We start from the raw sequence: 14,839 nt of genomic DNA, 5'->3' as shown, positions 1-14,839 counted from the left end.
CCATTCCAATCAACAGGTTATATAAAGTTAGGGTAGACGTACAAAATGGTTGAGGTGAGGGAGAGGCTTTCGAAACACCATTCCATTCAACGGGATCAAGTGGAAGTGCCTGCCCTAGATCAGCGTGTGACACAGAATGATCCGGTTCGTAAAGGCAGTGATTGCTTTCTTTTTTAGTTATGATTGGTCAGAGGCGGCTGCATGATAAAGCTCCTTTTTTTCCGTATTAGAAGGGCTCGGAACAAGACCGCTCCTCCTCTCTTTTGTCGGCAAACTGAAAGGATGCCTCCAATCGGAGAGCATCCTTTTATTGCGTAAGCGGTCATCAATTATGTATTTAATGGTATAAGCGGTTGTCGTCGAAATTGTCCCCCATACTATCCATATCAAATTTTTGCTTTAATGCTTCAAATAAATAAAGACGGAAGAAGTACGTCAATTCGTCTTCATTTAATTCTTTAATGATCGACAGGATTTCTTTTTGCGAAAGCTGTTCAAGCACTGCCAACGTAATCATGTCCAGGTCTTCTTCTGTACCTTGAAGTTTTCCGCGGTACATTTCAAATAATTCATCTACTAATTTCAAGTGGACCTTCTCCTTTGCTGTAATGTATGAGCGTTCTTTTTCTTCCTTATTAACATTTATACCCCAATTCGGCCAAATAAACCAATGAATAAGCAAGCAGAGAAAATGTTTCATTTCAGTCATTTTTACGAACGGACAGGGAACGATAAGCAAAGGAGGTGTCTAACATGGAAGAAGGAAAAAACGTATATTACATTGCTATCGAGACGGGAGAAATTATGAGAAAGCCAACCGTCTCTCCTTGGAGCTTTAAAATTTACGCATCGGATGAAGAAATTACGTCGCTGAGAGAGTTGTTTGATGCCAATTACTCGGTAGAAATAGGCAACTTTCTGCGCGCGCATATTCCTTATCGCGAATATCATAAAGACTCTGGGAATGACCAATATGATGACCATCTGCGAAAAATCTATCAGATGATTTATGAGCTTGGCGACGAAGAGGCGAAGCAGCATATAGAAGAGATGGGGGATTTTTAATTCGCGGGACTTTGTTCGCCCCTGCTAAGCAAAATAAGGTATAATAAACTCAAACTTGTCAAACTGTACAAGCGGCCGCCGCTTGTAACTGTGGACGACGGAAGCAGGGGGAAGGCATGATAGAGTTTACAGATAAAAATGGCTGCCGGGTGACGCTTGCTTTTAAGCGGGACGCCTTTTCATTGTCCGCCCGGCATGTCATTGTTTTTTGCCGTTTCAAGCAGGATTGGCTGCTGACGCTTCATCCGCAGCGTGGATTGGAATTTCCCGGAGGAAAAGTAGAAGAGGGAGAGACGGTTGAAGAGGCAGCGAGACGCGAAGTGTTTGAAGAGACAGGAGCGGTTATTGAAAAGCTGCGATTTATTGGCGAATATTTTGTGAAACAGCCCGAAGTTCCTTTCGTCAAAGCGATTTTTTTTGCGGAGATAGGGAAAATAGAAAGAAGAGACCATTACTTGGAAACAGAGGGTCCAGTGCTATTCGGAGAGGATTTGCTTGCAGAGAGAATGGACAAGCGTTTTAGCTTTTTAATGCAAGATGAAGTGGTCGAAAGAACGCTGGAATTCTTGCGGGAGGAACAGCGGCTAACATGATGATGGACGTGGTGATAAGATGGAGAGAATCATTGAATGCTTTCGTTTCCCTTCTCCTAATCCGCATGTGCACCTTTCTATGGTCACTTATTGGTCAGGAGACCTAAAGATCAAGGGACTGCTTGCTGAGCCGGTGCAGGAGGGCCTATACGATGGTTTTCTGTACTTGCGGGGCGGCATCAAAAATGTAGGCATGGTTCGGCCGGCACGAATTGCCCAGTTTGCCTCTGAAGGCTTTATTGTTTTTGCCCCTTTTTACCGCGGCAACCGCGGCGGGGAGGGAAATGAGGATTTTGCCGGTGAAGACAGAGAAGATGCTTTTTCAGCTTTTGAGCTGCTGCAATCGCATCCGCGTGTTACCGGCCGGGTACATATTTTTGGGTTTTCCCGAGGCGGTGTGATGGCGTTGCTGACTGCTTTGGAAAAAGAGGAGGCTGCTTCTGTTGTGACATGGGGCGGAGTGTCTGATATGAGATTGACCTATGAAGAAAGAAAAGATTTGCGCCGGATGATGAAAAGAGTGATTGGCGCCAGCCCTTATAAGCAGGAGGAGCTCTATGAGTGGCGTACGCCGCTTTATCAGCTTGAACGACTGAAGCCGCCTGTTTTGATTATTCACGGGCTGAGAGATAAGAATGTCTCCCCTGAGCATGCTTTTCGCCTGGAAGAGAGGCTGAAGCAGGTGGAACATCCGGCTGAAACGTGGTACTTTAATCAATATGACCATTACTTTCCCCCGGCGGTGAACCGGCAGATTGTGATGGATTTATGCGCTTGGATGAAAAAACAATAAGACTCACAATGGCGAGGAGGAGAAGGCATGGGGATGCCAATGGAACTAAATACGATGATTGTAACAAAAGGAAGAGAGCAAAGAAAAGAGGAAAATTTGTTTTCTTTAACGAAAGAGGGATATCGTCTGTATCCGATAGATATTCCTATTCATGTGTTTAAAACCAAGAACGGGGATATTACTGGCACAGCTATTATTGAAAAAGTTGAATGGCAAAAAGAGCAGACGGAAATTACATACAGGTTGATTTCTTTGAATTCGACAAATTGACGAAAAAAGCGGCGAAATAATTTTCAGCCGCTTTTGTTTGCATTTATCTTTTATTAAAAAGTGTAATTCCATAGGCACTGTTTTTTAGTAAGAAGCAAGCGATCTCCGGCTTCAAAGGTGAATGCCTTTCAATCTATCCATCAGCCAGCAATTATATTAATGAACCGGCCTAAATAAAAAAAGAATAGGCGTCCGATCAAGGACATGGAAGGAAGAGGAGGAGCAAAGATGAAGAAAGTACTTAAGCCTGTGACTGATTGGGTTTCTACCAAAAAAGGAATGTGGGCCGTTCTGCTTATCTGGCTGCTGCTGGCAGGCGGGTTAAGTGCTTTGGCTCCAAGTTCGCGTGAGTATAGCGCATCTTCTATTCAATCGCTTCCCAGCGATTCTCCAGCGATGGAAGCGGCTGAAAAAACGGATCAATATTTTCCGAATGATAAAGGCATACCAGCTATTCTCGTTTTTAATGCTGATAATCAGGAAATTGAAACAGCCCAACTTGCTAAAGCCATGGCAGCCATTGAGCGCAAGGAAATAAAAAATTTAAAGGAAATTGTGCCGTTCAGCCAGCTTCCTCCCCCCGCACAAAACGAATTTATGTCAATGGATCGTTCAGCTGCAGCCATTCCGCTGGTTTTTCAGGAAGGACTGGAAAGCGATGAGTTGAAGCCGGCAATTCAATCTGTAACGAACATAGCAAAGGAAGAAACCGAGGATCTGCAAGTGCGTGTGACTGGTCCAGCTGGCATTGCCGTAGATACAACAGCGTTATTTTCCCAAGCTGATATCGTTCTTCTTTTATCAACCGTGGGGCTGATCCTCGTGCTGTTGATCATTATTTACCGTTCGCCGCTCCTTGCCTTCATTCCTTTGCTGGCATCAATGGTGGTCTATGCGGTAACAGACCGGATTTTAGGACTATACGGCAAAGCCGGACTGGAAATGAGCAGCCAATCGCTGTCTATTATGACGATTTTGCTATTTGCAGCGGTGACGGATTATTCCTTGTTTGTTCTTGCCCGCTACCGGGAAGAATTAAGACGCCAGGAGAGCAAATTTGAGGCAATGAAGCAGGCCATGCGTGAAACGGGAGAGCCTGTATTCTTTTCGGGGGGTACCGTACTCGCTGCTATGCTTGTTCTCTTCTTTGCTGTTATCCGCGACTATCAAAACTTCGCGCCTATCTTTGCCACGGTCGTTGCTGTTATTATGCTGGCTTCGGTTACACTGGTTCCGGCACTGTTCGTGCTGTTTGGAAGAAAATCATTCTGGCCGAGAGTGCCGAAAGCAGGGGACGTGATCGAAGCGGAAGAGGGAATCTGGGGACGCATTGCCCGTTTTGTGACAGCCAAACCGCTTGTTATTGGCAGCACTGTCGTCATCTTGCTTCTCCTCGCTTCCTTGAACGTATTTAATGTAAAATATGAATTTAACACGCTGAAATCTTTTCCGGATGATATGCCGTCTTTAGAAGGGTATGAAATTATTGAGAAAAAATTTGCCGCTGGTGATTTAGCTCCAACGACCGTTCTGTTTGAAGGACAAGGAGATATGGCCAAACTGGCGGCTGAGCTAGAGAAGCAGGAGGGAGTAGCTAAGGTACGAGCAGAAGGCTCCACGAAAGACGGGAAAGCACATGAACTTTCCTTGTCCTTTACAGGAAGCCCTTATGAGTCGCCGGCTATGGATGCTCTTGCCCAGCTTCGGAAACGGGCAGAGAACATTGCAACAAATGCCGAAGCCAAGGGCACACTTTATTTTGCCGGAGAAACAGCTGAGAAGCTGGATGACCGCCTGTTAAACAGCCGTGATTTGAAAGTGATTGTCTTGTTAGAAACATTATTGATTTTTGTGATGCTTGTCCTCTTAACCCGCTCTGTGAAAATGCCGCTTTATATGGTCGGCACCATTCTGCTGTCGTTCCTGGCGGCTCTCGGACTTGGCATGTTTTTAACTAAAGCTTTGTTTGGAATTGATGCCATCAGTACCCGTGTGCCGCTGTACTCTTTCATTTTCCTTGTGGCATTAGGAATCGACTACAATATTATTTTAGTATCAAGATATACAGAAGAGCGCGGCAGCCGCCCGCTTGATGAAGCGGTAAGCATTGCAGTGGCTAAAACAGGAGGAGTGATTTCATCCGCCGGTATTATTTTGGCGGCGACCTTTGCCGTATTAATGACACAGCCTATTGAAATCTTATTTGTTTTCGGTTTTATTGTTGCTGTGGGCATATTAATTGATACCTTTATTGTTCGCGGCTTGCTGCTGCCTTCCTTGCTGCTTGTTTTTGAAAAAGACCGGGCGGGCATGCGCCGGAACCATTTATAGAAAAAGGACATCGCCGAATTGGCGATGTCCTTTCAGTTTGGTTTATTAAATTTGTGGTCCGCCAAGTTCAATAATTTCTTTTGGAACATTGGAGAACTTCTTGAAGTTTTCACGGAATTTGCCAGCAAGCTCTGCCGCTTTTGTCATAAAGGCATCTTCATCAGCCCAAGCTTTGCGAGGGATGAGAACGTCATCAGGTACACCAGGTACATGAAGCGGAATTTGCAGGCCGAATGTTTTAGTTGTATAAGTTTCAACATTATTTAATTCGCCTTCAAGAGCTGCTTGCACCATAGCCCGTGTATAAGCCAGCTTCATGCGGGAACCGACACCGTATTCGCCGCCAGTCCAGCCTGTGTTCACAAGGAAAACTTGAACGTTGTGCTCATCGATTTTCTTGCCGAGCATTTCCGCATAGCGTGTAGCCTCAAGCGGAAGGAATGGCGAGCCGAAGCAAGTAGAGAAGGTTGCTTGCGGAGATGTCACACCACGCTCTGTACCAGCAAGTTTAGATGTGTAACCGCTCAAGAAATGGTACATTGCTTGCTCTTTCGTTAATTTGCTGATTGGAGGCAAGATGCCGAACGCATCAGCTGTTAAGAAAATAATTGTATTTGGATGGCCGGCTACGCTTGGATCAACGATGTTGTCGATAGCTTGCAGCGGGTAAGCGGCGCGCGTATTTTCTGTTAAGCGGTTGTCGTTGTAATTCGGAATACGGGAATTTTCATCCAGTACAACATTTTCAAGAACGGAACCGAAACGGATCGCATCAAAAATTTGCGGTTCTTTTTCACGGGAAAGGCCAATCGTTTTTGCATAGCAGCCGCCTTCAATGTTGAATACCCCGTTAGCAGACCAGCCATGCTCGTCATCCCCGATTAAACGGCGGTTTGGATCTGCGCTTAATGTTGTTTTTCCTGTGCCGGAAAGTCCGAAGAATAAAGCAACATCGCCTTCATAGCCCACATTGGCTGAGCAATGCATAGATAGAATGTCGTTTTCAGGAAGCAAGAAGTTCATGACAGAGAAAATAGATTTTTTCATTTCTCCTGCATATTCCGTTCCGCCGATCAAAACGATGCGGCGCTCAAAAGAAATGATGATAAATGCTTCTGATCTCGTTCCATCTACTGCAGGGTCTGCTTTAAAGTTCGGAGCAGAAACAATCGTAAAGCCGGCTTGATGGCTTTTTAATTCTTCCTCCGATGGGCGGATGAACAGCTGATGGGCAAACAGGTTATGCCAGGCATATTCGTTGATGACTTGGATCGGCAGGCGGTGAGCCGGGTCTGCTCCTGCAAATCCCTTGAAAACAAATAATTCTTCTCTTTCCTTTAAATAATTGATCACTTTCGTGTATAATTGATCAAACACCTCAGCAGAAATCGGTTCATTCACTGTGCCCCAATCAATTTTATCTTTTACTGATGGCTCCTCAACGATAAACTTATCTTTAGGAGAACGTCCAGTGTATTTGCCTGTTTCGGCACGAACCGCTCCAGAAGCAGTTAACACGCCTTCTTTGCGATTCAGTACTTTTTCTACGAGCAACGGTACAGATGGCTGCATTGTTACGTTGCCACCTTTTAAAAGTTCCAGAATTTCGCTTGAAACGCTTGCAGTCTTCATAAATTAATAACCATCCTTTATCTGAATTTAAGTAGTTGTTCTCTCAGTATTTGCTCAAAAATTAGTATAACACATTACGTTTAATAGTCTATACTATTCACTTATTTTTTTTGTGACATTTTTTATTTAATCTTGTCCGATTTTCTATAAAAAGAAACTGAAAAAACAAGGAATTTTTTACGCCAAAGCAGTTGACATTACTGATTGGATTTCGTATTATGTAACCTTGAACGGATACTCTTATCCTGAGCTGGCGGAGGGGACAGGCCCGATGAAGCCCGGCAACCTGCTTGATTGACTGTCAGTTATCCTGATTGTCAGTACTTATAAATATAAGTGGTATTCAAGACAAAGGTGCTAACCTGCAGCAAGGGCAAAACCTTGAACGATAAGAGTGAAAGGCCTATGTTGATAAGACCAACCTTTCCTCTCTTTATTTCAGGAGGGGTTTTTTTATTTTAAAAGGATAAACTTAGGGGAAATGAGTACCGTACCATTAACGATCGGCAGTCAGTTGATCATTTTTAAGGAGGAAGTTTCATGACTAACAATCGTCGTCTCTTTACTTCAGAGTCAGTCACTGAAGGGCATCCGGATAAGATTTGCGATCAAATTTCCGATGCAATCCTAGATGAAATCTTATCAAAAGATCCAAATGCACGTGTAGCAGCAGAAACATCTGTTACCACTGGGCTTGTGCTCGTAGCGGGGGAGATTACAACCTCTTCTTATGTCGATATTAATAAAATTGTTCGGGAAACCATCAGAGAGATTGGCTACACGCGTGCCAAGTATGGCTTTGATGCGGATACTTGCGGCGTGCTGACATCTATTGATGAACAGTCCCCGGATATTGCGGCAGGAGTAGACGTTGCGCTTGAAGCACGTGAAGGCCAGATGAGCGATGAAGAAATCGAAGCGATCGGTGCGGGAGACCAAGGGTTAATGTTTGGTTTTGCTTGTAATGAAACAGCAGAATTAATGCCGCTGCCAATTTCCCTAGCTCATAAATTATCCCGTCAGCTGACAAAGGTGAGAAAAGAAGAAACACTTTCTTATTTGCGTCCGGACGGAAAAACACAAGTGACAGTTGAATATGATGAAAACGACAAGCCGGTAAGAATCGATACAATTGTTATTTCCACACAGCATCATCCAGAAGTGACGCTTGAGCAAATTCAAAGCGATTTGCGCCAACATGTCATTGATCCGGTTGTTCCTGCTGAATTAATTGATGAAAATACAAAATTCTTTATTAATCCGACAGGCCGCTTTGTGATTGGCGGACCTCAGGGAGATGCTGGTTTAACCGGCCGCAAGATTATCGTTGATACGTATGGCGGTTATGCACGTCACGGCGGCGGTGCCTTCTCCGGTAAAGATCCGACAAAAGTAGACCGTTCAGCAGCCTATGCCGCTCGTTATGTAGCGAAAAATATTGTAGCTGCCGGTCTTGCTGATAAATGTGAAGTTCAGCTTGCTTATGCAATCGGTGTGGCTCAGCCTGTTTCGATTGCGATTGATGCGTTTGGCACGGGCAAGGTTTCTGAAGAAGCGCTTGTTGAACTTGTGCGCAGCAACTTTGATTTGCGTCCGGCAGGCATTATCAATATGCTTGACCTTCGCCGTCCAATCTACAAACAAACAGCAGCGTACGGACACTTCGGCCGTGTGGATGTCGACCTTCCTTGGGAAAGAACAGACAAGGCTGAAATTCTGAAAAGCCAGGCGGCAAATTAATAAAAAGAAAAAATCCTGGGGACTGCTTAGCCCCCAGGATTTTTTTGTATGCTTTTGTAATATTGGCCTTTTTCAACGTATTCTCTAACGATGCGTTCCATGTCTTTTTTGTCCTCCTCATTCACTGGACGGATCACTTTCGCTGGCCGTCCAAAGGCGACAGAATGAGGGGGAATGACTTTTCCTTGAGGAACAAGGCTGCCGGCTCCAATAAAAGCCCCTTCCCCAATTTCTGCATTGTCAAGAATAATGGAACCCATGCCGATCAGCGCTTGCTTTCGAATTTTACAGCTATGGAGAATCACTTGGTGGCCGATTGTTACTTCATCTTCAATGATAAGCGGGTTGTTTGGGCTTTGATGAAGCACAGAATTGTCTTGAATGCTTACTTTGCTGCCAATCACTGTCGGAGCGACATCTCCACGTATCGAAGTGTTGAACCAAATATTGGTTTCTTCGCCGATTGTCACATCGCCAGTAATGGTTACATAATCAGCTATGTAGGCAGATTCAGCAATCTCAGGTGTTTTGTTATTGTAAGGATAGATCATCGTTTTCTCTCCTTCTTTCATGTTCCCGCAAAGGAAAATAGAATTGGATTTGCTTATTATTTTATCTAAAACGATTTGGTTTGTATAATAGAAGGTAAAAAAGTATAGGACTATAAAAAGCCGGAGGAAGATGCGTGATGTGGAAATGGGAAACAGAACAACAGCCAAAAGGTGTTATCGTGATGATTCATGGAGCAATGGAGCACCATGGGCGTTACGGTTGGCTGATTGAAATGTGGCGCAGAAACGGCTTTCATGTGGTTATGGGCGATTTACCTGGCCAGGGCATGACATCGAGAGCGCAAAGAGGGCACATTTCATCTTTTAATGAGTACATTGACGAAGTAAAGGACTGGATACAGGCGGCTTATCAGTTTGATCTGCCTTTGTTTATATTGGGACACAGCATGGGAGGGCTAGTTGCTATTCGCCTGCTGCAGGAAATGGAAGTAGAAACCGCGGGCGTTATTTTATCCTCTCCTTGTCTGGGAATGATTCATACACCACCAAAAATTATGGATATTCTATCGCATGGATTAAATTCGCTTTCCCCTTCAGTAAAGTTTTCTTCTGGCCTGACTGTTGACATGGCGACAAGAAATGAAGAGGTGCGGCAAGCTGATAAGGAAGATGCACTCTATGTTAATAAAGTGTCCGTTCGATGGTACCGCGAACTGCTGCAGGCAATAAAGACCGCGGATTTAAAAGCGGGAGAGGTGCCGGATGTTCCGCTTCTTATCATGCAAGCCGGCCATGATCTGATTGTTGACAAAAAAACCGTCAGAAAATGGTTTCACCGGCTTGATTTGTCGGAAATGCATTACAAGGAATGGCCGGGCTTGTATCATGAAATATTTAATGAACCGGAGAGGGAAGAGGTTTTTCACTATGCAAAAGGATTTGTGGAGAACCGTCTCCGTTTATTAGGATACGTGATTGAAGAATGAGGCGGCAATACGCCTGTCCCCCTTCAAATGCCTTTGCAGCCTATTCGGAAAAGTCATCGGCTTCTTGCATGAAAATGGCCGACAGACAGAGACTGCGGTGAGGTAAGAGGGGTTAAATAAGCAGGCGCAAGCATCTTATGCTTGCGCCTGCTTATTTTGCCTGGATAAGAGCGGCTTCTTTCCTGAATTTATCTTTTTTCGATAGCAAGAATAAAAGGAGGGTTGTTTGCCTGATTGATAAATTCATAACGAAGCACGTGCGCCTTTTGCTGATCGATCTTTTCCACAAAGTCGATTAGTTTTTCTTTTTCCTCCCTTCCCTCCTCATGTCCATGATAGATCACAAGTACAATGATGCCGCCGGGGACAAGCATCTCAAAAATTTGCTTTACAGCAGTGATTGTTGTCTCCGGTTTGGTGACAATAGACTTATCTCCCTTTGGCAAATAGCCGAGGTTAAAGACAGCTCCTGTCAGCCGGCTTTTCCACTCGGGAGGAATACAAGAAGCAGCCTGCTCATGTCCGCGGTCAAATAGTGTCACCTGTTCGTTGAGTCCTTGTTCCTTGAGCCGGCTGGTCGTATTAATCAGAGCTTTTTCCTGAATATCAAAGCCAAATACCCGTCCTTCTTCACCAACCAGCCTGGCTAGAAATACAGTATCATGTCCGTTGCCGACAGTGGCATCTATAGCTGCGCTGCCCTTCATTACCGCTTTTTCCAGCAGAAGGCGGGCAAACGGCAGAATTCCTTCCATCTTCATCTATTTTCCCTTCTTTCTACAAGAAATCGTTAGATATCCTTTGATGATTATACCTAAAATGAACCGTTGTTGGTATAATGCATGTAATCTATAGAATAAGAGAAAGGGAGTGGCCTCGTGAATAAAGTTTCCATGAAACCTTCCGATGTGCAAACAGCTGCCGACTTGACCGCTGTTATCCAGCAGCTCCGGTCAAAAAGATCCTACCGTGCGCTGCGAGAGTGGCTTGCACAAATTGAAACAGAAAGCGAGTACTACCGTTTAATCCGGCTGGCTGATTCCGGGGAAATGTACCGTTACAGCAATTTGCTGGCAACAGCTGCTGACAAGCGCTTTCGCTCCGTCCGCACATTTTCCTGGTATTGTCATAGTTTGCTTGAGCAGGGAAAGAGCTTGGAAGTTGAAACAAGAATGAAGCAGCGATTGTTCGCTGAAGAAGGCCGGTCTCTCACAATCAAAGAGAAAACGGCAGCCTGGCTTTTGCTTGCAAGAGCCCTTTGCCAGCTCCATCGTTACCGGGAAGCTGAAGAATATATTCACTTGATTGAGGAAGAAGGCGGGGTTCTGTCGCCGGATCAACGCGCTGATTTTTACATGGAGGCAAATGACTGGGATCGGGCTGAGGAGGAAGTGAAAAAGGGGCTTCACTTGACTTTCAAGGAGCGCGGGGATGTCAGCTGGCTCGTCTATGCTGAACTTCTGTCGCGGCAAGGAAACCACGAAGCAGCGTTGCGCGCCCTGCAAGGGGGAGCGGCCGCATTCCCCGAGCATCCTGTGTTTCAGCTTGAGCAGCTGCGCAGCTACCGGCTGATGAATAACTTTCAGGCGATTCTTGATCATGTAGATCACTTGAACCAAGAATATCCTCTCCATGAAAATAGAGATTATTTTATTTATTTAAAAGCAGAAGCGCTTTACAAGCTGGAAAAATGGGAGGAGCTGCAGGCATGGATGTCCACCCATCAAACAGTGCTGCAAAAGACGGTGTTTCATGAGCGGACCATTCACCCCGACGGTGCTCACCGGCAAATCTCTATCCAGCCGATTCGGCAAAAGCTGAATTATTGTGTGCCGGCTACCTTGTCCATGATGCTGCAAACGGCTCAAAGGAACCTATCACAAGATGAGATTGCTGAGCGGGTTTTTGAGGGAACCGGCTCCAACCTGATGACTGCTATTGAGTACATGTCATCGCTTGGCTTTTCCGCCGCCTTCTTTAAAGGAACCATTGAACAATATAAGTATTTGATCGATGCCGGCTATCCTGTCATGTTAGATCTGCTGATTGAACACAGCTCGCATGTCCAGCTGGTTGTCGGATATGATGACCGGCTGGGCGTGCTGCTTGTCCAAGATCCCAATGAGCTGGAGATGCTCCTTATTCCTTATGAAGAAATGGCGCACGCTTACCGGCTAAAAGATCGGCTTTCCATCGCTTTCGTTCATAAAGAGAAAAAAGAATTGCTTGAAGCATTGGATTCGGACGCTCACCAGTTTTTTCAGCGGTTATTTGTTTATTTAGAAAAAATGGAACAAGATGCAGACGGGACAGTCGATGAATTTCTCTCCTACTTAGAAGAAAATGACGATGAAATCTTTTCCTCTATTATTGGCTTAACGATGATTCAGCATAAGAAAGCGAAGCCATTTTTGGATAAGTGGATGGAAAGCGTAAACAAGCGGTTTGGCGAGAACGATGAGGATATCCAGCTGTTGATTGCTCATTCTTATTACATGCATGATCAAACGGATGAAAAATTTCAAGCTGCCATGGGACGGGTAAAACAAAAAAATGCTTATGCGCACTTTTTATTAGGAGTCGTGCATTATCAAAACGACCAGGCAGAGCGGGCAATTTTCCACTTAAAGCGTTCAATTGAGAAAGATCCTTTTCAGCCGTCTGCTTATGCTTACTTAGCGCGCTGCTGCGCCGAGCTTTCGCAATTTCAATTGGCTCACCAATGGTCGCTTGTGGCGCTTGAGCAAGCGGAAACAGAGGAATTTATCCGCCTGACTCATGCTCTTGTTTTACTCGAATCAGGGGCCGTTCAAGAGGCGCTGGCTGCATTTAAAAAGCTTTCTGAAGAATATCCAGAGGACCACTATTATGTCTACGAGGTCGGCCGCTGTTATATGGAAGCCGGCAATAATAAAGACGCCGTTAAATGGCTGGAGCGCTCGATGGAGATGAATCCGGCTGTTCCGTATCCTTATATGCGCATAGCCGAAGTCCGTATGGGAGAAGAGAAATGGGAACGTGCTGAGGCTTATTTGCGAATAGGAGCGGAGGAGGCTGTTCCTGAAGAGGAAACAGGAATTCTGTGGTTATATATCGGCCATACGCGAATGGGCCGCGAGCTTTACAGCCACGCGGAGGAAGCCTATAAGCAAGCAGCTAAGCTGGATGCTGATGGTGAGATGCTGGCCGCTGTGTATGAGGCGGAGGCGATTATTAAGCAGGGAGATTGGCCGCGGGCTCAGAAAGTTATTCGCGGTTATGCCGAATCTTATCAAAAACCGGATGTCTATGTAAGAGCTGGCGCTATGATCCTTGCGGAAACGGATGAGGACCCGAAGAAGGACATTGGACTGGAGCTGATGGAAATCGGTTTAATGAAAGGAGGGGGCTTGGAGGACCATCTCTCGCTCTATGTCGAGTGTGTAGAGAACACGCCATTTGTCCACCGGGCGCTCACTTTCTTGCAAAGGCTCCGCAGCCAGCATCCGCGCAGTGATGTGTACTGCTATGAGTCGATTTTTCATGAAGAGCTGGAAAACTGGTCTCTTGCTGAAAAGCTTTTGCTTAAAGCGGTACAGCTTGACAGCCGCCATACGTTTCCGCATTACCGGCTCGGCAAGTTGTATCGCAGGATGGAAGAATATTCGCTTGCTGAGCAGCATTTACTCGAATGCTTGACTATCGATCCTGATTTTACAGCCGCCAGCGAGGAGCTAGCAGAGTTGTATGAGGAAGCAGAGAAGATGGACGAAGCTAAAAAATACCGGCTCCGTGTCTTTAAAGCTATTCCGCAAGCTTGTGATATAAGAGAGCTGGCTGAGATGATGTCTTCGCCGGAAGAACAGCAGAAATTAACCGAGCATCTCGTTGATTTAAAGGGAAGAATTGATGAAGGTTGGCGCCTGGAGGCTTTGAGTGAAGTGTTAAGCGCCGAGAAAGCTATTTCCTTGCTTGAAAAAGAGGAGTCTATCCATTTGAAAGCGAGACTGGCAGAGCTGTATATTGACAACGGCCAAACGAAGAAAGCGTTAGAGCTGCTAACAGCGCTTATATCAGAAGATCCCTCCAATGATCGTTTATATGAGCCATGGATGAAAGCTCTTCACAGCACCAAAAAACTCCTGAAAATTGATAAATTCATTAAGGGAATGGCTTTATCCCTGCAGGATGAAGCTCTTGTCTACGGCAAGAGCGGTGCCGCTCTCGCACCGTATGTGGAAGAGTTGCCGGAGGAAGAGCCTGGATTATGGAAAAAGCTTACCGGCGGCTTGAAGTCCATTGGATTGATAAGTGCCGTGATTGCCCTTTATGAAAAAGCGATCAAACTGAACCCCGATCATGCTGAAAGCTACAACCAGCTTGCCGCTTTTTATATAGAAAGAGAAGTGCTGGATGAAGCAATAAAAGTGCTGAAGCTGTACTTGAAGCGCCGTGATGACGATGATTTCCGCTTGAAAGCGGCTGCGGCCGCTTTGAGTTATGGAATCGAAAACGGGAAAGAAAAATATCTGAAGGAAGCAAACGAACAGTTGCTTTTGCTGAAAAAGCGCCATCCTTCTGACGGAGATGTCCGTGATATGCTGGCCGATTCATTTCTATTCCTTGGCAAGCTGGAGCAAGCCCTGCATGAATATGAAGAACTGATAAAGACCGCTCCATATAAAGCAGAAGGATATGCCGGAAGAGTTCTTGCCTATCTTGAGCTGGAAGAGAAGGAGAAAGCGAGGAGCGCGTTGGGAGAAATACCTGAAGAGATGTATGCGCGCGCAGTCGGCCAGCTTCAAGAAACGATGGCGGATGAAGCGGTTCTGGAAGATCTATTGCATGAGCTCGAGACATGCTAATATTTGTCCTGTTCATAAATCAAGAAAGTCTCTGGTGCTTGAATGTATAAAATGTTCCTGCCTTCGAAAAATA

Annotated in this window: 12 protein-coding genes and 1 riboswitch; of the genes, 8 read left to right on the top strand and 4 right to left on the bottom strand. The window is 45.4% G+C overall.

Annotation, left to right across the window (positions count from 1 at the left end):
- Positions 1 to 337 precede the first annotated feature (337 nt).
- Positions 338 to 586 carry a DUF6154 family protein gene (locus BBA02S_RS13740; protein WP_041097887.1) on the bottom strand — a complete coding sequence of 83 codons (249 nt, stop codon included), beginning with the start codon at positions 584 to 586 and terminating at the stop codon, positions 338 to 340.
- 167 nt (positions 587 to 753) lie between these two features.
- Here BBA02S_RS13740 and BBA02S_RS13735 point away from each other — a divergent pair, with 167 nt between their 5' ends.
- From BBA02S_RS13735 to BBA02S_RS13715, 5 genes are all read left to right on the top strand, one after another.
- The gene (locus BBA02S_RS13735; protein WP_041097885.1) at positions 754 to 1,065 is read left to right on the top strand and encodes a hypothetical protein; all 312 of its coding nucleotides are present in this window, start codon (positions 754 to 756) and stop codon (positions 1,063 to 1,065) included.
- Positions 1,066 to 1,181: 116 nt separating this feature from the next.
- Positions 1,182 to 1,658: an RNA deprotection pyrophosphohydrolase gene (gene ytkD, locus BBA02S_RS13730; RefSeq protein ID WP_041097883.1), complete on the top strand. Its 477-nt coding sequence runs from the start codon at positions 1,182 to 1,184 to the stop codon at positions 1,656 to 1,658.
- A 19-nt stretch (positions 1,659 to 1,677) separates the two neighbouring features.
- Positions 1,678 to 2,451, top strand: coding sequence for an alpha/beta hydrolase family protein (locus tag BBA02S_RS13725; RefSeq protein ID WP_041114034.1), 774 nt, complete (start codon positions 1,678 to 1,680; stop codon positions 2,449 to 2,451).
- A 27-nt stretch (positions 2,452 to 2,478) separates the two neighbouring features.
- The gene (locus tag BBA02S_RS13720) at positions 2,479 to 2,721 is read left to right on the top strand and encodes a DUF2584 domain-containing protein (protein WP_041097879.1); all 243 of its coding nucleotides are present in this window, start codon (positions 2,479 to 2,481) and stop codon (positions 2,719 to 2,721) included.
- A 228-nt stretch (positions 2,722 to 2,949) separates the two neighbouring features.
- Entirely contained in the window at positions 2,950 to 5,052 is a 2,103-nt protein-coding gene (locus BBA02S_RS13715; RefSeq protein WP_041114033.1) for an MMPL family transporter, read from the top strand.
- Positions 5,053 to 5,097: 45 nt separating this feature from the next.
- On the opposite strand, the gene pckA is transcribed toward BBA02S_RS13715, so the two are convergent.
- Positions 5,098 to 6,684, bottom strand: coding sequence for a phosphoenolpyruvate carboxykinase (ATP) (gene pckA, locus BBA02S_RS13710; protein ID WP_041097875.1), 1,587 nt, complete (start codon positions 6,682 to 6,684; stop codon positions 5,098 to 5,100).
- 237 nt (positions 6,685 to 6,921) lie between these two features.
- Positions 6,922 to 7,079: riboswitch (SAM riboswitch) on the top strand.
- Between the two features lie 145 nt (positions 7,080 to 7,224).
- Between pckA and metK the strand changes: the two genes are divergently transcribed.
- Positions 7,225 to 8,424 carry a methionine adenosyltransferase gene (metK, locus tag BBA02S_RS13705; protein ID WP_041114032.1) on the top strand — a complete coding sequence of 400 codons (1,200 nt, stop codon included), beginning with the start codon at positions 7,225 to 7,227 and terminating at the stop codon, positions 8,422 to 8,424.
- 26 nt (positions 8,425 to 8,450) lie between these two features.
- Here the strand turns inward: metK and BBA02S_RS13700 are convergent, their stop codons facing one another.
- Positions 8,451 to 8,975: a gamma carbonic anhydrase gene (locus BBA02S_RS13700; protein WP_041097871.1), complete on the bottom strand. Its 525-nt coding sequence runs from the start codon at positions 8,973 to 8,975 to the stop codon at positions 8,451 to 8,453.
- 137 nt (positions 8,976 to 9,112) lie between these two features.
- Between BBA02S_RS13700 and BBA02S_RS13695 the strand changes: the two genes are divergently transcribed.
- Positions 9,113 to 9,922 carry an alpha/beta hydrolase gene (locus tag BBA02S_RS13695; RefSeq protein ID WP_041097870.1) on the top strand — a complete coding sequence of 270 codons (810 nt, stop codon included), beginning with the start codon at positions 9,113 to 9,115 and terminating at the stop codon, positions 9,920 to 9,922.
- Between the two features lie 188 nt (positions 9,923 to 10,110).
- Here the strand turns inward: BBA02S_RS13695 and mnmM are convergent, their stop codons facing one another.
- Complete coding sequence (mnmM, locus tag BBA02S_RS13690) at positions 10,111 to 10,683, bottom strand: tRNA 5-(aminomethyl)-2-thiouridylate-methyltransferase MnmM (RefSeq protein ID WP_041114031.1); 573 nt, start codon at positions 10,681 to 10,683, stop codon at positions 10,111 to 10,113.
- Positions 10,684 to 10,800: 117 nt separating this feature from the next.
- On the opposite strand from mnmM, the gene BBA02S_RS13685 reads away from it, so the two are divergent.
- On the top strand, positions 10,801 to 14,766 hold the full coding sequence (locus BBA02S_RS13685) for a tetratricopeptide repeat protein (RefSeq protein WP_041114030.1): 3,966 nt from the start codon (positions 10,801 to 10,803) through the stop codon (positions 14,764 to 14,766).
- Positions 14,767 to 14,839 lie beyond the last annotated feature (73 nt).

Source organism: Bacillus badius NBRC 15713 (assembly GCF_001591605.1).
Lineage (GTDB): Bacteria > Bacillota > Bacilli > Bacillales > Domibacillaceae > Pseudobacillus > Pseudobacillus badius.
Note: the sequence above shows the minus strand (reverse complement) of the source record. Positions and strands in the feature narration are given on the sequence as shown.